General features: G+C 71.3%; 19 protein-coding genes. 8 read left to right on the top strand and 11 right to left on the bottom strand.

Translation table 11 applies throughout. From position 1 onward, the window contains the following. The first annotated feature begins 98 nt into the window (after positions 1-98). Together ACIA5G_RS43870 and ACIA5G_RS43865 are read left to right on the top strand one after the other, a co-directional pair. Positions 99-1,130: an ion channel gene (locus ACIA5G_RS43870; protein WP_395934581.1), complete on the top strand. Its 1,032-nt coding sequence runs from the start codon at positions 99-101 to the stop codon at positions 1,128-1,130. A 97-nt stretch (positions 1,131-1,227) separates the two neighbouring features. Further along, on the top strand, positions 1,228-1,611 hold the full coding sequence (locus ACIA5G_RS43865; RefSeq protein WP_395934579.1) for a hypothetical protein: 384 nt from the start codon (positions 1,228-1,230) through the stop codon (positions 1,609-1,611). Positions 1,612-1,907: 296 nt separating this feature from the next. Here ACIA5G_RS43865 and ACIA5G_RS43860 read toward each other — a convergent pair whose 3' ends face one another. Next, positions 1,908-2,315, bottom strand: a complete 408-nt coding sequence (locus ACIA5G_RS43860) for an ATP-binding protein (protein WP_395934577.1) — start codon at positions 2,313-2,315, stop codon at positions 1,908-1,910. Between the two features lie 140 nt (positions 2,316-2,455). Beyond that, positions 2,456-2,722: a hypothetical protein gene (locus ACIA5G_RS43855; protein WP_395934575.1), complete on the bottom strand. Its 267-nt coding sequence runs from the start codon at positions 2,720-2,722 to the stop codon at positions 2,456-2,458. A 343-nt stretch (positions 2,723-3,065) separates the two neighbouring features. Here ACIA5G_RS43855 and ACIA5G_RS43850 point away from each other — a divergent pair, with 343 nt between their 5' ends. Beyond that, positions 3,066-4,166: a trypsin gene (locus tag ACIA5G_RS43850; RefSeq protein WP_395934573.1), complete on the top strand. Its 1,101-nt coding sequence runs from the start codon at positions 3,066-3,068 to the stop codon at positions 4,164-4,166. A 45-nt stretch (positions 4,167-4,211) separates the two neighbouring features. Here ACIA5G_RS43850 and ACIA5G_RS43845 read toward each other — a convergent pair whose 3' ends face one another. Further along, the gene (locus tag ACIA5G_RS43845) at positions 4,212-4,481 is read right to left on the bottom strand and encodes a GlsB/YeaQ/YmgE family stress response membrane protein (protein WP_395934571.1); all 270 of its coding nucleotides are present in this window, start codon (positions 4,479-4,481) and stop codon (positions 4,212-4,214) included. 152 nt (positions 4,482-4,633) lie between these two features. On the opposite strand from ACIA5G_RS43845, the gene ACIA5G_RS43840 reads away from it, so the two are divergent. Next, positions 4,634-5,059 (top strand): pyridoxamine 5'-phosphate oxidase family protein, encoded by a 426-nt coding sequence (locus ACIA5G_RS43840; protein WP_395934569.1) that lies wholly within the window; start codon positions 4,634-4,636, stop codon positions 5,057-5,059. Here the strand turns inward: ACIA5G_RS43840 and ACIA5G_RS43835 are convergent. Then, the gene (locus tag ACIA5G_RS43835; RefSeq protein ID WP_395934567.1) at positions 5,013-5,855 is read right to left on the bottom strand and encodes a helix-turn-helix domain-containing protein; all 843 of its coding nucleotides are present in this window, start codon (positions 5,853-5,855) and stop codon (positions 5,013-5,015) included. The genes ACIA5G_RS43840 and ACIA5G_RS43835 overlap by 47 nt on opposite strands. Before the next feature lie 71 nt (positions 5,856-5,926). Here ACIA5G_RS43835 and ACIA5G_RS43830 point away from each other — a divergent pair, with 71 nt between their 5' ends. Together ACIA5G_RS43830 and ACIA5G_RS43825 are read left to right on the top strand one after the other, a co-directional pair. Continuing rightward, positions 5,927-6,655 (top strand): SDR family NAD(P)-dependent oxidoreductase, encoded by a 729-nt coding sequence (locus tag ACIA5G_RS43830; protein ID WP_395934565.1) that lies wholly within the window; start codon positions 5,927-5,929, stop codon positions 6,653-6,655. 114 nt (positions 6,656-6,769) lie between these two features. Beyond that, a complete protein-coding gene (locus tag ACIA5G_RS43825) occupies positions 6,770-7,930 on the top strand; it encodes an LLM class flavin-dependent oxidoreductase (protein ID WP_395934563.1) in 1,161 nt (386 codons plus the stop codon). Positions 7,931-7,965: 35 nt separating this feature from the next. Here ACIA5G_RS43825 and ACIA5G_RS43820 read toward each other — a convergent pair whose 3' ends face one another. The 6 genes from ACIA5G_RS43820 to ACIA5G_RS43795 are packed head-to-tail and all read right to left on the bottom strand — an operon-like array spanning position 7,966 to position 13,000. Then, complete coding sequence (locus ACIA5G_RS43820; RefSeq protein WP_395934561.1) at positions 7,966-8,712, bottom strand: SDR family NAD(P)-dependent oxidoreductase; 747 nt, start codon at positions 8,710-8,712, stop codon at positions 7,966-7,968. Next, entirely contained in the window at positions 8,709-9,629 is a 921-nt protein-coding gene (locus ACIA5G_RS43815; RefSeq protein ID WP_395934559.1) for a 3-keto-5-aminohexanoate cleavage protein, read from the bottom strand. Before ACIA5G_RS43815 ends, ACIA5G_RS43820 begins: the two co-directional genes overlap by 4 nt. Then, positions 9,629-10,471 carry an LLM class flavin-dependent oxidoreductase gene (locus ACIA5G_RS43810; protein WP_395934557.1) on the bottom strand — a complete coding sequence of 281 codons (843 nt, stop codon included), beginning with the start codon at positions 10,469-10,471 and terminating at the stop codon, positions 9,629-9,631. The genes ACIA5G_RS43815 and ACIA5G_RS43810 overlap by 1 nt, the downstream gene beginning before the upstream one ends. Next, positions 10,468-11,238 carry an HpcH/HpaI aldolase/citrate lyase family protein gene (locus ACIA5G_RS43805; RefSeq protein ID WP_395934555.1) on the bottom strand — a complete coding sequence of 257 codons (771 nt, stop codon included), beginning with the start codon at positions 11,236-11,238 and terminating at the stop codon, positions 10,468-10,470. Before ACIA5G_RS43805 ends, ACIA5G_RS43810 begins: the two co-directional genes overlap by 4 nt. Continuing rightward, positions 11,235-12,098 (bottom strand): hypothetical protein, encoded by an 864-nt coding sequence (locus ACIA5G_RS43800; protein ID WP_395934553.1) that lies wholly within the window; start codon positions 12,096-12,098, stop codon positions 11,235-11,237. The genes ACIA5G_RS43805 and ACIA5G_RS43800 overlap by 4 nt, the downstream gene beginning before the upstream one ends. An 11-nt stretch (positions 12,099-12,109) precedes the next feature. Continuing rightward, positions 12,110-13,000 carry a DUF6282 family protein gene (locus tag ACIA5G_RS43795; RefSeq protein ID WP_395934551.1) on the bottom strand — a complete coding sequence of 297 codons (891 nt, stop codon included), beginning with the start codon at positions 12,998-13,000 and terminating at the stop codon, positions 12,110-12,112. A gap of 149 nt (positions 13,001-13,149) precedes the next feature. On the opposite strand from ACIA5G_RS43795, the gene ACIA5G_RS43790 reads away from it, so the two are divergent. Continuing rightward, positions 13,150-14,511, top strand: a complete 1,362-nt coding sequence (locus tag ACIA5G_RS43790) for an MFS transporter (RefSeq protein WP_395934549.1) — start codon at positions 13,150-13,152, stop codon at positions 14,509-14,511. Next, positions 14,512-15,519, top strand: coding sequence for a dihydroorotate dehydrogenase (locus ACIA5G_RS43785; RefSeq protein WP_395934547.1), 1,008 nt, complete (start codon positions 14,512-14,514; stop codon positions 15,517-15,519). Here ACIA5G_RS43785 and ACIA5G_RS43780 read toward each other — a convergent pair. Further along, positions 15,486-16,277 carry an IclR family transcriptional regulator gene (locus ACIA5G_RS43780; RefSeq protein ID WP_395934545.1) on the bottom strand — a complete coding sequence of 264 codons (792 nt, stop codon included), beginning with the start codon at positions 16,275-16,277 and terminating at the stop codon, positions 15,486-15,488. The two genes, ACIA5G_RS43785 and ACIA5G_RS43780, sit on opposite strands and share 34 nt — an antisense overlap. Positions 16,278-16,318 lie beyond the last annotated feature (41 nt).

Here is a 16,318-nt window from a genome sequence, read left to right as displayed (position 1 = left end):
CGTCTCAACCGGACTCATTCCGGTAACCGCCGTTGTTCCGGTACCGGCGATGTGATCCGCTGGCGGGAATTCGCGGTGGTGTTCGGTGAGGAGGGCCGGTGTCGTTCTTCCTTTCCCGGCTGCTCGCGCGCTGGGTGGTGAACCAGGGCTGGATGCTGCCGGTCCTCGTGGTCGTCTTCGTGTTCGGCACCAGCTGGCCGCTGATGGCGCTGGCCGAACCGGCGGGCAGCGAGCTGGTCCGGGCCGGCAACTACTGGTGGTACTTCGTGGTCACCGCCGCGACCGTCGGGTACGGCGACTACTCACCCGAGACCACCGCCGGCCACTTCGTCGGCGCCTACGTCATCATCGGCGGGATCGCCACCCTCACCACGGTGTTCACCAAGCTCGCTTCGAGGCTCGAACAGGCGAAGGGACGGCGTATGCAGGGGACCGAGCCGGTGCGTGCCACCGGGCACACGGTGCTGATCGGCTACGCGGCCGGGCGGACCGAGCGGATCGTCGCCCAGCTGCTGGCCGAGGGGGTGACCGGGCTGGTCGTCTGCGCCGGGGACGAGGTCGCCCTCCACCCGATGCCGGCGCAGCCGGTGGAGTTCGTCCGGGGTGAGCCGACCACCGCCGACGTGCTGGCCCGGGCGGCCGTGGACCGGGCCGCGACCGTCCTGGTCGACATGGGTGACGACAACGAAGCGCTGGCCGTCGCGGTCACGGTCGACCACGCCAGCCCGGCCGCGCACGTCGTGGTCACCCTCCGGGACATGGAGAAGTCCGAGCTGGTCCGCTACGTGAACCCGCGGATCAAGTGCGTCCAGTGGCACACCCCGCGGATGGTGACCGAGGAGCTGACGTCGCCGGGTATCGCCGAGGTCTACGCCGAGCTGATGACGACGGGCGGCGCGGGCACGTACTCCGTGACGCTGCCGGCGTCGCTGGGCCGGCTGCCCGCCGAGCGGTGCCGGCTCGCGCTGGGCCGGGCGTTCGGCGCCACGATCCTGGCCGCCCGGTCCGCCGGTGACCTCGTGGTCAACCCGGCCTGGGACGGCGACCTCCCGGCCGGTTCGACCCTGTACTACGTCAGCCCGCGCCGCCTCACCGACGTCGAGATCGAGACGGCCCTGCGCGCGAGCTGAGCCGGCGGACGTGTCCGGCGACACTGGCCGGGCCCGGCCCGGTCTTGCATACTGCGACCATGGTCCGAAGAACTGCCAGTCACGCCGGGTGGCGGGCGTGAGCCCGAGCGCGGGCGGGAAGCGCCCGAAATTCGGCCGGATCGACCCGTTTTGCCTGATGGCAGTGCTGCCGGTGCTGCTCGTCGCCGGGATCCTCGGCGCGCTGGTCAACGTGGGACTGGGGCTGGCCTGCGCCGTTTTTGCCGGGTTGATCCTCGTTTTCGACTCCTGGGTGAACCGGCCGTCACGCCGACGGGCGCCGGAGCCGGAGCCCGACCCCGAGCCCGTTCCGCGGCGACGCCCGCCGCAGGACCGCGCGCCCCAGCGGCCCCCGGCCCAGCGCCCCCGGCCCCAGCAACCCCGGGCCCAGCAGCCCCCGGTCCGGCGGCCGCCGCCCGTCTCCGGCCAGCGGCAGGCGCCGCCGGGAGCGCCCCGCCGCTGAGCGGTGCCGGGGCGGCGACAAGCGCGTTTCGCGATCGTCCCGGAAGACAAGAGAACGTTTGGATCGATCAGAATTCCGGCGGACTCGGCCGCGAGCTCATTGGTGGACAGTCCCCATGCGACGTGTCGCGTTTGGACGCCAGTTCTTCGTGCGGCAAAAGGAAGTCCTCGGCTTGGCCCTCGATCCGGCGTGACCCTGACCGTCCACAGGAGACCGAACGATGCTGTTCGACCGGCAGCATCCGTTCAAAGTGGACTGAAGCAGGACCGCATCGGTAACGCATCGGTTGCCGCCGGTCAAGGCGTTGCACATTCGAGCCGGGCCCACACGAGCTTTCCGTCGTCGTGGCGGCTCACGCCCCAAGCGAGGCAGAGCTGGTCGACGAGCAGCAGCCCGCGGCCGCCACCGAGGTCGGGAACCCGCAGGCGGGGCTCACCGCGCCCGGCGTCGGCGACGGCAACGGTCACCTCACACGGGTCGTCCGCACGGTGGATCCGCAGCTGGCGGGGTCCTCCGGCGTGCACGTGGGCGTTCTCGAGCAGCTCGCCGACCACGATCAGCGCGTCGATCAGCTGGTTTTCGCCGAGGGTGGCCAGCGTGTCCTCCGCCCACCGGCGGGCGGCTGCCAGACCTGCGGGTTTGCGCCCGGCGACGTCCAATACCCGCCAGCCCGGCTGTCCCGCCGTGCTCCAGTTCACTCGCACTGTGCGGTTCCTCCTTCGCAGGAGGTCTACCCAGGACGGCGGTGGTTATCCACGGGAGGCGCGATCGATGTGAGCTCGACCGTTCGATGAATTCGACCACCGGGGCCGTGCGAGCGCTTGTGCAACGATCCGGCTCGGCGCTAGCGGACGCCGGTCCGCCAGAGGAACGCGTCACGCAGGGCGGCGATGAGGGCTTCGTCGTCGACCTCGGAGGGCAGATCGCCCATCGGCAGCCAGACCTCGTCCTGCGGGGAGCCGGCGCTGACACGAGTGAGAGTGACACCGGGGTAGGAGAGCGTCTCGTGCCCACCGTCGACGTCGGAAACGTTGACGCGCCGGGATTCCGCCCGGACGAGCACCTGCCGCTGGTCGTTCATGTTGTGTGTCTTCTCCGAACCGACGGTCACACCGGCTTCCAGTTTAACCGGGCGAAGCGACGAACACGTTCACGCGAACAGCCGATTCTCGTCCACCTCAGCTGAAAACCTGCTGTGCCACAACATCTCCGCTGGCACTTCGGGCCGGACCGGCACCGCGTGTTCGCTGCCCGGTTACTGTGCGCAAAAACCTCGGTAGGCGTTTTGCCCGGTACCTATCTTTTGTCCTGTCCGACGAAAGTCGGTACCGCCGGTCCCGGCCGCGCAGCACCCTCGACCGCACCGGATCACCGGCGCCGGCCCCGCGGCCGGCCACCCCACCGGCGTGGCCACCCCTTCGCGCCGGTCCTCCCCGCGAAAGTGAGTTACCGGCATGCGCAGAACGTCCCCGGGACACCACCTGCTCGCCCGCTCCGCCACCACTCTGGTGGCTGCCGCCGCGGTCATCGGCTTCGCCACCCCGGCCACCGCCACCACCATCGACGGCTACTCGCCGGCCGTGCAGCAAGAGGCGGTCGCGTCTCTCGCCGCGGACGCCGGGATCAGCGAGTCCGCCGCCGTCGCCTTGCTGCGCACGCAGTCGGCGAGCGTTGAGACCCTGCAGAAGACGACCGCCGCCCTCGGCGCCCGCGCCGTCGACGGTTACCTCGACGCAGCCGCGAAGCCGGTGGTGAACGTGCTCGACCAGGCCGCTGCCGACCAGGTCACCGCGGCCGGCGCGCAGGCCCGGCTGGTCAAGCACTCCAGCGCCGCGCTGGCGGGCGCGCAGGACGCCCTGCAGGCGCTGCCCGCGGTGGCGCACACTTCGGTCGGCCTCGACCCGAAGACCAACCAGGTCGTGCTGACCGTGGCCGATGCGGCCAAGGGCACCGATGCCCTGCTGCGGGCGGCCGGGACGCTCGGCGACCGCGTCCGGGTGGAGCGCGTCGCCGGCGAGATGCACACCGCGATCTACAACGGCGAAGCCATTACCGGCGGCGGCACCCGCTGCTCGGCCGGCTTCAACACCAACCGCGGCGGCCAGAACTACATCGTCGACGCCGGCCACTGCACCCGCGCGGTGTCGACGTGGAACGTCGGCCCGTCGCAGGGCGCGAGCTTCCCGACCAACGACTACGGCCTGATCCGCAACACCACCGGCAGCGCGCCGGGCGCGGTCACCCTGTGGAACGGCTCCACCCAGCGGATCAGCTCCGCCGGGACCGCGACCGTCGGGCAGCGGATCAGCAAGAGCGGCAGCACCACCCACCTCACCTCGGGCTCGGTGCAGCGGACGAACGTGACGGTCAACTACGCCGAAGGCTCGGTGTACCAGCTGATCCAGACCAACGCGCTGGTCAACCCGGGCGACTCGGGCGGCTGCCTGTTCGCCGGCAGCGTCGGCCTCGGCATCACCTCCGGCAAGGGCGGCAGCTCGTCCTACTTCCAGCCGGTGGGCGAGGCGCTGAGCGCGTACGGCGTCAGCCTCAACTGAGGACGCGGACAGCCGCCGGGAGCGCTTGCTCCCGGCGGTTTTCCGTCAGTCGCGGCGGCTGCGGCCGCCGAAGAGCAGGCGGTAGCCGACCAGGATGACCAGTGCGCCCAGGATCGCCAGGCCCCACGTGCGCAGGTCGAAGAACGTGCCGAGCTGGGTGTGGAACAGCGTCTTGCCGATCCAGCCGCCGAGAAACGCGCCGGCGACGCCGAGCAGCATGGTGATGATGCAGCCACCGGGGTCCTTGCCGGGCATGAGGGCCTTCGCGATGATGCCGGCGATGAGGCCGAGCACGATCCAGCCGATGATCCCCACGGGGTGTCCTTTCGTCCGCACGCCTTCCTGACGGCACAGGATGGCAGTCACCCCGCGGTGCGGCGCGCCGAGTGAGCCGGACGTGACCTGGATCTCAACCGGTGGTGGGTGTTTGTGCGTTTTTGTCGGACCCCCGGGGTAGCTTCCGGCGCATGGTGCTGTCCAAGGAAGAACGCGAAGAGTTCCTGGCGCAACCCCATATCGGTGCGCTTTCGGTCGTCGAGCGGCCCGATCGGGCGCCGCTCACGGTGCCCATCTGGTATCAGTACACGCCGGGCGGGGACCTGTGGGTGCGCACCCCGCCGGGGTCGCGGAAGGCGCGGGCGATCGAGGTGGCCGGCCGGTTCAGCCTGCTGGTGCAGCGAACCGAGCCGACGGTCCGCTACGTCTCGGTGGAGGGCCCGGTGACCGGGACCGCGCCGGACGACGACGAGCGGGCGCACGAGATGGCCGCGCGCTACCTGCCGGCGGAGAAGGTCGAGGAGTTCGTCGCCTTCGAACGCAAGGAGCTCGGCGAGCATCCGGCCATCTTCATGCGACCGGAGCACTGGTTGTCGGCCGACCTGGGGCCCGGCTGACCGAGGCCGCCAGCAGCCGCAGCCGGTCCGCCGACGGGCTGCCCGGCTCGGCGCGGTAGACCACCAGGGTCTGCTCGCCGGCCCCCGGCACGCCGAACGCGTGCTTGGCCAGCTCGAGTTCACCCGCCACCGGGTGCGTGAACCGCTTGACGGCGGTGGTCGTGCGCCGCGCGTCGTGGCGGGCCCAGCGCTGCGCGAAAGCCGTGCTGCCGGCGGTGAGTTCGGCGACCAGGCCGGTCAGCCGCTCGTCGTCCGGGGCGGCGCCGGCGAGGCGGCGCAGGATGGCCGTGACGTTGCCCGCCATCGCTTCCCAGTCAGGGTGCAGTTCCTGGGCCGCGGGGTCGAGGAAGAACGAGCGAAAGAGGTTGGTGCCGGGGGCGTAGCGCGGAGCGAGCGCGACGGCCAGGGCGTTCGCGGCGAGCACGTCCAGGTGCCGTCCCCAGACCAGCGCCGGGGTGTCCGGCCAGGCGTCGATCAGCTCCTGCATGCCCGGCGCCAGGCGTTCGGGCCCGGCGGATGCGGTGCGAGGCGGGCGGACGAGCTGCCGGAGGTGCGCCTCGGTGTCGGTGTCCAGCCGGAGGGCCCGCGCCAGCGACGTCAGCACCTGCTCCGAAGGGTTGCGGTCGCGGCCCTGTTCGAGCCGTGTGTAGTACTCCGGGCTGACGCCGGCGAGCGCGGCCAGCTCGTCGCGGCGGAGGCCGGGGACCCGGCGCTCGGCGAGGTCCGGGAGGCCGACGTCGGCGGGCCGGACGAGCCCGCGCCGCGCCCGGAGGAACTCTCCGATGCGGTTCGTCATGATCACCAGGGTAGTCCGGGTGGCCCTGCCACGGCCTGGTCCGCCCGGCGCCGCCGGCCCAGGCTCGCGGCATGAGCACTACTCGGGTGGCGCTGGTGACCGGTGCGAACAAAGGACTCGGCTTCGAGGTCGCGCGGGGGCTCGCGCGGCTCGGGTGGGCGGTGCTGCTCGGCAGCCGGGACCCGGCCAAGGGCGCGGAAGCCGCGGCCCGGCTGCCGGCTTCGGTCACGCCCGTCCGGCTGGACGTCACTTCGACGACGGACGCCGAGGCGGTGGCCGCCCTGATCCGGCGTCGTCACGGCCACTTGGACGTGCTGGTCAACAACGCGGGCGCGGTCTTCCGCACCGAGCCGGCCGAGCTGACGGCGGCGGACCTGCGGCGCACGTTCGAGGCCAACCTGTTCGGCGCGGTCACGATGATCCACACCCTGCTGCCGCTGCTGCGCCCGGCCGAGCATCCGCACATCGTCAACGTCGCGAGCACAACGGCTTCCCTGGCGCTGACAACCGCACCGGGCTCGACGTTCGCGGCGGCGACGGACACGATCGCTTACGCCTCCGCAAAGAGCGCACTGGTGATGGCGACGATCCGCTACGCGACGGCGTTCGCGGCCCGGCCGGAGCTCGCCCACGTGCGCGTCAACGCGGTGACGCCGGGCCACCTCGCGACCGACCTCAATGGACACACCGGGCCGCGGACCGCCGAGCAGGGCGCGAAGGTGATCCTCGACCTGGTTGCCCGAGGCGCGGACGCGCCGAGCGGCGTTTTCCTCAACGAGGACGGCCCGGTGCCGTGGTGATCCGTGGTGACGGCCGCCCCGGGGTGCGGTTACTCCTTCCGGGCGACTATCGGTAACGAGCCGGTCGCTCTCGGAGACTGACTTCTCGGTGACCCCGACGAGCGGAGGCCGTGGATGAAGATCGACCTGTTCAACGAGATCCAGAACCCGCGTCCCTGGGCCGAGGGGCACGAGCAGCTCAGGTTCCGCCAGGCGATCGAGCAGGCCGTCCTCGCCGACGAGCTGGGTTACGGGTGCTGGTGGCAGGTCGAGCACCACGGGGCGGGGGAGTTCAGCCTGTCGTCCGCGCCGGAGCTGGTGCTGGCGGCGCTTTCGCAGCGCACGAGCCGGATCCGGCTGGGGCACTCCGCGGTGCTCGCGCCGGGCCGGTTCAACCACCCGATCCGCGTCGCCGAGCGGGCGGCGACGCTCGACCACCTCAGCGGCGGCCGGGTGGAGCTGGGCCTGACCCGGTCGACGATCCCGGAGTGGCGCCTGTTCGGCATCACCCCGGACGACGCGCGCGCCGAGACGCAGCAGGCGTTCGAGATGGTGCCGGCGATGTGGACGTCCGAGCGGTTCTCTTACGAGAGTGACACCTACCAGGTTGCCGACGTCTCGATCGGCCCGAAGCCGATGCAGCGCCCGCACCCGCCGCTCTGGCAGGCGGCGGCGAGCCCGGCGTCGTTCGAGGAGGCCGGCCGGCGCGGGGTGGGCGTGCTGGGCACGACGATGTGGGAGTCGCTGGAGCGGGCGGGCCGCCTGATCGGCCTGTACCGCGCCGCGGCCGAGCAGTGCACGTCGCCGGTCGGGGCGTTTGTCAACAACCAGGTCGGGTTCTTCACGTTCGTCCACTGCGCGGACACCGACGAAGAGGCGATGCGGAGCGGCGCGGCGGCGGCCGCGGCCTGGTACACGGTGACGGCCCTGACGTTCTTCGAAGCGGCGACGGAGTTCGTGCGCGCCAACGCCCGCAACGAAGAACTGATGAAGTCCCCGGGCCTCACCGGCGATTTCCTGCGCGGCGAAGCAGCGAACGCACCCTCGGCGGCCAACCTGCTGATCGCGCGGATCCTCCAGGGTGAGCAGGTGCCGGACGACGAGGTCTTCGAGGTGCTGAGCGCGCAGGACTCGCTGATCGTCGGCAGCCCGGAGACGTGCCGCAAGAAGCTGCGGGCGTACGCCGACCTGGGCATCGACCGGATGATGTGCCTCCAGCAGATCGGCGGGATCCCGCACGAGAAGGTGCTGAAGAGCATCCGGCTGATCGGCGAGCTGATCCCGGACCTGGCGTGACGACGGTGGGGCGCCGGGAACCGGCGCCCCACCGCTCAGGCCGTGAAGCCGCCGTCCACCGGGACGACCACTCCGCTCAGGTGGCTCGCCCGGTCGCTCAGCAGGAACGCCGCCGTCGAGCCGACTTCCGCGCCCGTGCCCGCCTTGCGCAACGGCGTTGCCGCGATGCGGGCCTCGACGCCGCCCGGGATCGTGCGGCGCAGCTCGTCCAGCATCGGGGTCTCCGTCGGGCCCGGGGCGAGCACGTTGACCCGGATGCCCAGCGGCCCGAAGTCGTGGGCGGCCGTGCGGGTCAGGCCGATCACCGCGTGCTTCGTCGCCTGGTACGCGCCCATGCCCGGGCTTCCCCGCAGGCCGCCGATGCTGCTCACGTTCACGATCGATCCGGATCCCTGGCGCTCCATCACGGCGACCTCCGCGCGCAGGCACAGCCAGGTGCCCTTCACGTTCACCGCCATGATCCGGTCGAAGTCCGCCTCGGACACCGAGTCGAGCCGCCCGCCGCCGCCCATGGCCGCGTTGTTGAACGCCCCGTCGAGGCGGCCGAACCGGGTGACCGTCGCCGAGACGAACGCGTCCACATCGGACGCCGACGCGACGTCACCGGTCGTGTAGGCGACGTCGTGGTCGCCGAGCTCGGCGGCCAGTTTCGCCAGCGGCTCTTCGTGCCGCGCCACCAGCATCACCGAAGCGCCGTCCTCGGCGAACACGCGCGCCGCGTCCGCGCCGATGCCTGAACTGGCCCCGACGACCAGGACCACCTTTCCGGTCAGCAGGCTCATGCTTCTCCTCCTCGCAGGGCCAGCATCGCGCGGGCGTCGGCCGGCGTGGCGATGGGCTTGCCGAGATCCTCCACCACCGCCCGGATCTTCCGCACCTGCTGGGCGTTGCTCTCCGCCAGCTTTCCCTTGCCGATCCACAGGCTGTCTTCCAGGCCGACCCGGACGTGGCCGCCGAGCCACGCGCTGTGGGTGCCGAAGCTCATCTGGTCGCGGCCCGCGGCGAAGGCCGAGAAGTAGTAGTCGTCCCCGAAGAGCTTGTCGGCGATCCGCACCATGTGCTCCAGGTTCGCGTGGTCGGCGCCGATGCCGCCGAGAACACCGAACACACCTTGGATCAGCAACGGCGGTTTCGCCAGGCCGAGCTCGACGAAGTAGGCCAGCGAGTACAGGTGCCCGATGTCGTAACACTCGTACTCGAACCGGGTGCCGGACGCACCGAGCGCTCGCAGCGTGTACTCGATCTTGTCAAAGGTGTTCACGAACGGGTGGGAGTAGGTGTTCAGCACGTACGGCTTTTCCCAGTCGTGCTTCCACTCCGTCACCTTGTCGGCGATGCCGGAGTAGACGAAGTTCATCGACCCCATGTTCATCGACGCAACCTCGGGCTTCAACCGGAACGCCGCCGCCAGCCGCTGCTCCATGTTCATCGACGAAGCGCCGCCGGTGGTGATGTTGATGACGGCGTCGGTCTGCGCGGTGATCCGCCCGACGATCTTCTCGAACACGTCCGGATCGGGCGTCGGCCGCCCGTCCGGTTCCCGGGCGTGCAGGTGCACGATGGCCGACCCGGCTTCGATGGCGGCCAAGGCGGCGTCGGCGACTTCGTCGGCGGACAGTGGCAGGTACGGGCTCTGCGACGGGATGTTCACCGAGCCCGTGATCGCGGTGGTGATGATGACCTTTTCGGCCGTGCGCATCAGTTCTCCTCTTCGGCGAGTGCGCGGTAGGCGGCAAGCTTGGTGTCGTCCAGCGGTCCGACCAGCGTCAAAGCGACCTGGGTGGCGCCCGCCTCGTACTGCGCCCGCACCGCCTCGCGCACCCGGTCGGGCGGGCCGCAGGCGACGAGCGCGTCGACCAGCCGGTCGGACCCCGGTGGGGCGAGATCGGCTTCGGTGAACCCGAGCCGGGTGAGCTTCGCGAGCTGGTGGGGGAGCGTCAGGTAGTAGGCGAGCCGGCGACGCGCGACCTCCCGCGCCGCCGCGCGGGACCGGCCCACCACCGCCCACTGGACGACCGACAGGAACTTCTCCGGCCCGAGCGTTTCGCGCGCCCAGCGGGTGTGCTCCGGCGTGACGAGGAACGTGATCAGGCCGTCGGCGCGCTCGGCGGCGAGCCGCGTGATCCCCGCCGAGTACGCGCCCAGCACCCGCGGCACGCCGGCCGCGATCTTGTCCACGCCGTCGAGGTACTCGCGCAGGAACGGGAGCGGTCCGACCCCGCGTTCACGGACCGCTCCGCTGACCCCGAGCCCCAGCACGTAGCGCCCGGGATACCCGGCGGCGAGGTCCCGGGCCGCCGACGCCGCGGACTTCGGGACACGTTCGAGGGCCCGCGCGACGCCGTTGCCGACGATCAAGCGGGACGTCGAGGCGAGCACGAGCGCCGCGGTCGTGAACGCCTCCCGCCCGGCGACCTCCGGGATCCAGACCATCCGGTGCCCGTACTCCTCGAGCGCCTGCACGAAGCGCACGACGCCGTCGTGGTCCAGGTCGTCCAGCTCGGCGATCGACAACGCCGTGCGCGGCAGCGGAAGCGTCATCCGGCGGCCTCCCGGAACGCCGTCACGAGCCCGCGGGCGGCTTCGGCCAGCATCGTCGTGTCGTTGCTGAGCAGGACGAAGTCGCAGCCGTCCCGCACCGCCTGCGCGGCCTTCGCCGGCACCCCGCCGAACGCCAGCCCGCAGCGCTTCCCGGCGTCGTGCGCGGCCGCGATCGCCGAGGCGATCAGGTCGAGCACGTCCGGCGACGCGGGTGTTGAACCCATGGACATCGACAGGTCCGCCGCGCCGACGAACACGGCGTCCACCGTGTCCAGGGCGAGCATCTCCGGCGCGGCCTTGATCGCCTCGACGCTTTCCAGTTGCGGGATGCACAGCACGTCGTGGTTGCCGGTCGCCAGGTACTCGGCGTTCGGCTTCAGGCCCCACGCCCCCGCCCGGCTGGTGCCGCCGGCGCCGCGGACGCCGTCCGGCGGGAACCGGCACGCGCGCCCGACGGCGGCCGCCTCCTCGACCGTGTCCACGTGCGGGACGAGAATGCCCATCGCGCCCGCGTCGAGGATCTTCTGGATCGTCGACGGCGTCTTGTCCGGCACCCGCACCAGCGGCGTCATGCCCAAAGCCGCGGCCGTGTTGATGAGCCGGTACGCCGTCTGCAGGTCGAGCGGCGCGTGCTCCAGGTCGACCACCACGAAGTCGAACCCGGCGAACGCCATGATCTCGGCCGGCTCGCCCGACGCGATCTTCAGCCAGGTGCCCACGGGAGTGGCCTCGCGGGTGAACAGCCCGCCACCGGTGCGCGTGCTCACGGCATCGGGTAGTCGTCGGCGTTCAGGACCCAGCCCGGTTTCTCCGAGAAGTCCACCCGCGGCGGGCTGAAGATGTCGATCAGCTGGTTCACGCCCGGGTCGCTCGCTTCGGAGGTGTGCACCGTCGGCGGCGGGATGATCGTGACGGACGGGCTGCCGATCCGGACGTGCTCGTCCTCCCGCCAGGTGGTGCTGTCGGGCAGCCACGGCGTGCGGATGTGGTGCACGTATTCCCCTTGCACGGCCAGGGAAAGCTGCTCGAAGTCGTCGTGGTGGTGCGGCGACAGCTTCCGCGCGTCCCGCGGCCCGTCCTGCAGCGGCAGGAAGTTCACCATGAACGACCGGGTGCGGAAGATCCGCCCGAACCGCTTCGGGTCGTCCGGCACTTCGGAAAGCGGGTAGAAGCGGACACGCGGTTCGGCGGGTTCCGGCCAGCGTTCCAGCAGCGTGACGCGCGGGTGGTTCTCGGCGTAGGCGTCCGCGTTGGCGACCCGGCCCTGCCAAGCCGGTTCGGTCGCCTCCACCAGCCGCACGAGCGGGCCGTCGCCGTGCACGCTGATCCGTGACGCGCCGGGCGGGACGACGACGAGCCCGGGTTCGGTGATGCGGATGGCACCGTCGCCGGTCAGCACGGTGAACGCGGGGGAGGCGCCGGTGACGACGATCGCCAGCTCGCCGTCCAGGGTGCCGTTGTCGAGGTCGTCACCGTCGCGGGCGTCGGTGTGGATGAGGATGACGTTCTGCGCGCGCACCACCGGGGTGGCGCGCAGGTCGAGGTACTGCGCGGCGGTGATCGTGGCGCCGCTGTCGGGCCGGGCCGCGGTGGCCAGCGCCGAGCGGGGATCGTCCTTTTCGTACACGGCGAGTCCTTTCAGGCGTCGAGGTTGAGCAGGTACGTCGGGTTGTCGCGGACCATCCGCCGCAGGTCCTTCTCCGGCAGGCCGAGGTCGAGCAGCGCCTCGCCGACGCGCAGCCACGCGTCGACCGGCTTCGGGTTGGCCTTCTGGCCGAAGTCCGAAGCCAGCACCGTGTGCTCCGGGCCGAGCGCCTCGATCCAGGTCAGCAGGTTCCTCGGGTCCCACTTCTGGGTGCCTTCGGGGTCGTACATGCCGACCTCGTGCTCGATGAACGCGCCGAGCTCGATCAGCTCGCGGCACACGGCCGGGTCGGCGCCGATCACGAAGTCCGGGTGGCTGACGACCATCCGCTTCAGGCCGCGCTCGTGCGCCTCCTGGAACAGCGTCCGGATGTACTCCGGGTACATGTGCCCGCCGTTGAGGACGGCCTGCTGCTCCTTGATCTCGTCGAGGATCTCGAGCGCCTCGGGCTTGAGGGCGCCTTCGCCGTCGACGATGTCGATGCGCTCCAGCGTCAGCGGCACGGTGGTGGTCGGGAACGCGCCGTCCTCGGGGTGGCAGTCGATGTGCCGGCCGGAGGAGATGGTCGGGAACCAGACGACCTTGCCGCCCATGCGCAGGGTCATGCGCACGGCGTGCACGTTGAGCCCGCCGACGGTGCTGTTGAGCGCGATGCCGCCGAAGGCCTGGGCCTTGACGTCGGCGAGGCGGCCCTTCATCGCGAGGACGTCCATCTGGGTGTTGTGGTGGTGGGACTTGGCGACCATGGCGCGCATCCCGATCCGGGCGCCGTCCTGCGCGGCCTCGACGTGGTCGAAGCGGCGGGGGAACGGGCTGGGGCCGGAGTGGACGTGCATGTCGACCAGGCCGTCCAGGACGGAGGCGATGGCGGGGCGCGAGCTCATGAGACGCCTTTCGTTCGCATTATGAAGTCAAAGTTCACTATAAGACCGGCTGTCAACCCTGTGACCGCTCTTGTGCAACGCAGGACGCGTATTTAGAGTATCTGACGTTCACTTGGTGAACATTAAGTTCGGAGCAACGGAGGACGCCGATGTCCACACCGCCCAGCGCCGCCGAGGCGGCCGCTCGTCCCGGCACCCCGCACGGCCCGGACCCCGCCAAGGTGCGGGCCGCGGTCCGCGGCGGGACGCTCGCCTACTTCGTCGACCAGTTCGACATCTACCTGCCGATCGTCGTGCTGGCGCCGGCGACGGCGTACTTCCAGGCGGCGAACCTCAGCGCGAGCACGACGGCGCTGCTGGCGTCGCTGGTGTTCGCCTCGACGCTGATCGGCCGCCCGCTCGGCGCGGTGATCTTCGGCCACTTCGCCGACACCGTCGGGCGCAAGCGCACGACACTCGTCGCGGTCGGCGGCTTCGGCACGATCACGCTGCTCACCGCGTGCCTGCCCGGGCACGAGACGATCGGGATGTGGTCGGTCGGCCTGCTCATCGCGCTGCGGTTCGTCGACGGGATCTTCCTCGGCGGTGAGTACACGACGGCGGTGCCGCTGGCGATGGAGTGGAGCCCGAAGCACAAGCGTGGCCTCTACGCGTCGATCATCACCTCGACCTCACCCGCCGCCTACGCGGTGATCGCCGCGATCACGCTGCTGATGCTGCAGCTGCTGCCGTCCGCCGGGCTGCACAGCGCGTACGTGCAGTGGGGCTGGCGGGTCCCGTTCTTCGTCGGCGCGGCGCTGGCGGCCGTGCTGTTCCGCTACTACCTCAAGAACGTGCACGAGGCGCCGGCGGAGCTGACCGGCGAGAAGCACAAGATGCCGTTCGTCCGGCTGCTGGTGAAGTACCCGCGGGCGCTGGCGCAGGTGTTCGTGCTGATGACCGGCACCTGGCTGGCGACCAACATGGAAGCGGCCGTGACACCCGCGCAGCTGAAGTCGCACCTCATGCTTTCGAGCAAGGAGGTCACGCTGACGATGCTCGTGATCAACGCGTCCGCCGCGTTGTCCTACCCGCTCTTCGGCCTGCTGTCCCAGCGGATCGGGCGAAGGCGGTTCTACATCGGTTACGGCATCGCGGTCCTGGTCGTCGGCGCGGGTTCGTACACCTTGCTGATGGCTTCGAACGGCGGTTTCGGCGCTGCGCTCGGCTTCGGCGTCCTGATCGGCGTGTTCACCGTCGGCACGTTCGGCCCGATCGCTGCGTACCTGACCGAGCGGTTCCCGGCGAGCATCCGGTCGACCGGTTACGGCGTCGGGTACAGCCTCGCGCTCATCGCGCCCGCGTTCTACCAGTTCTACCTGCAGCAGTTCGACGGCGTCATGCCGGCGCACCTCGCCCCGGCCGTCCTGATCGTGCTGGCCGGCGCGCTGATCAGCCTCGGCGGCTTCCTCGGGCCGGAGACCAAGGACGTCGACATGTCCGACGACAGCACGATTCCCGCGCTGTCCTGAATGGACGTCGGGGGACTGGCCGCCGCCAACCCGGTCTGGGTCGGCTCGTCCGAGCTCACCATGACCCTCGACGGCATCGCCGCCTGCGTGGACGCGGGCGCCGGTGCCGTCGTGGCGAAGTCGGTGAACGAGAGCGCCGCGGCCCGCCGCCAGCTGGACATCGCGGACTACGCGTTCGTCTCCGGTGACCGGCAGGTGCGGCCGCCGGGCTCGGCGTACCTCGGTGACGGCCTGCTGAACCGCTCCGGGCTCGCGCAGGTGGACCTCGACGATTGGCTCGAGACCCTGGCCTCGGCGGTGGCGCACGGAGCGCCGCGCGGCTGCCCGGTGCTCGGCAGCATCACCCTCGGCGACCCGGCCGCGGCCGCGCGCATCGGGCGGGTGCTGGCGGCCGCGGTGCCGGCCGTCGAGCTCAACATCGGGGCACCGCACGGGCGTGAGGCCCGCGCGGTGCGTCAACTGACCGAAGTGGACGCCGTCGCTGAAGCGGTGCGGACCGTGCGGGCCGCGGTCGACGTGCCGCTGTTCGTGAAGCTGCCGGGTCAGGCGTCCGACGTCGTTGCGCTGGCCCGGGCGGCCCGCTCGGCCGGCGCGGACGCGGTCGGGCTGGTCGGCCGGTACCCGGGGTTCCTGCCCGACCTCGACGGCGGCGCGGTGCTCGGGTCCTGGGGCGCGTGGAGCTCACCGGGCTGCCTGCCGATGAGCCTGTACTGGGTCAGCAAGGCGTACGCGGCGCTCGACGTGCCCCTGGTGGGCACGAACGGCGCGCGCACCGCGGCCGACGTGCTGCGGTTCCTCGCTTCGGGCGCCCAGGCCGTCGAAGTCGTGACGGCGTTGTGGATCGGCGGTCCGGCGATGCTCCGAGAACTGGTCGAGGGTGTCGCCGGAGTCCGCGCGGACTTCATCGGCAGTGCGGTGGCCGGGGCACGCGCGTACGCGGACGTCCCGCCGGCGCTGTCCCCGGCGTGGTTGCCCTACACCGCGCGCTGGACGTCGTCCGGCCGGTAGTGGCCGCCGAGCTCTTCGGTGAGCTCGCGCGCGGTGGCGACGACCACGCGCAGTTCGGGTGTCTCGTCGGCCATCGACAGCGTGTTGTCCGGGCCGACGATGGCCAGGGTGGCGCAGATGCCGTACTCGTCGAACACCGGCGCGGCCACCGCCACGATGCCGGGGGTGCTCATCGCCGAGCAGTGGCCGACCGCGCGCACCCGGTCGACGTCCGCGCGCAGCTCGTCGCGCGCCGTGCCGGACAGGTTGCCGATCAGCCGTTCCATCGAGAGCTGGTCGGGGTGGTAGGCGAGGAACACCTTGCTCTGCGCGGTGTCCAGCGGCAGGTGGCTGCCGACCCGCACGGACACGACGACGATGGTCGAGACGTTCTCCTCCACCCGCGACACCACCGGCCCGGTGAGGCCCCAGAGGCTGAGCACCACACTGGTCTGGGTGGCCCGCGAAAGCGCCTGCATGTGCCGCGGGGCGAGGTTGACGACCCGGCGGTGGCCGATGGCGAACGCGCCGAGCTGCAGCAGCAGGCCGCCGGGCACGTAACCGCCGTCGGCGCTGCGCTCCAGGAGCCCGGCCGCGACGAGGGACGTGCAGTACCGGTAGGCGGTGGTGCGGTTCAGACCGAGCCGCTCGGCGACCTGGGTCGCGGTGACCTCGGGGGTCGCCGGGTCGAACAGCGACAGGATCTGGCTGACCCGGCTCACCGCCTGGATGTCCGCCTGGTCACCCCGGGTGTCGGGGGACCGCGTCGGTTTGGTCACGGGGGCCTCCGCCGGAAGTCTGGAACCGCTGTTCACTTCGT

Origin of the sequence: Amycolatopsis sp. NPDC051758, assembly GCF_044453095.1 — a bacterium.
In the GTDB taxonomy this organism is placed as follows: domain Bacteria; phylum Actinomycetota; class Actinomycetes; order Mycobacteriales; family Pseudonocardiaceae; genus Amycolatopsis.
This window is presented reverse-complemented; position numbering and strand designations above follow the sequence as displayed.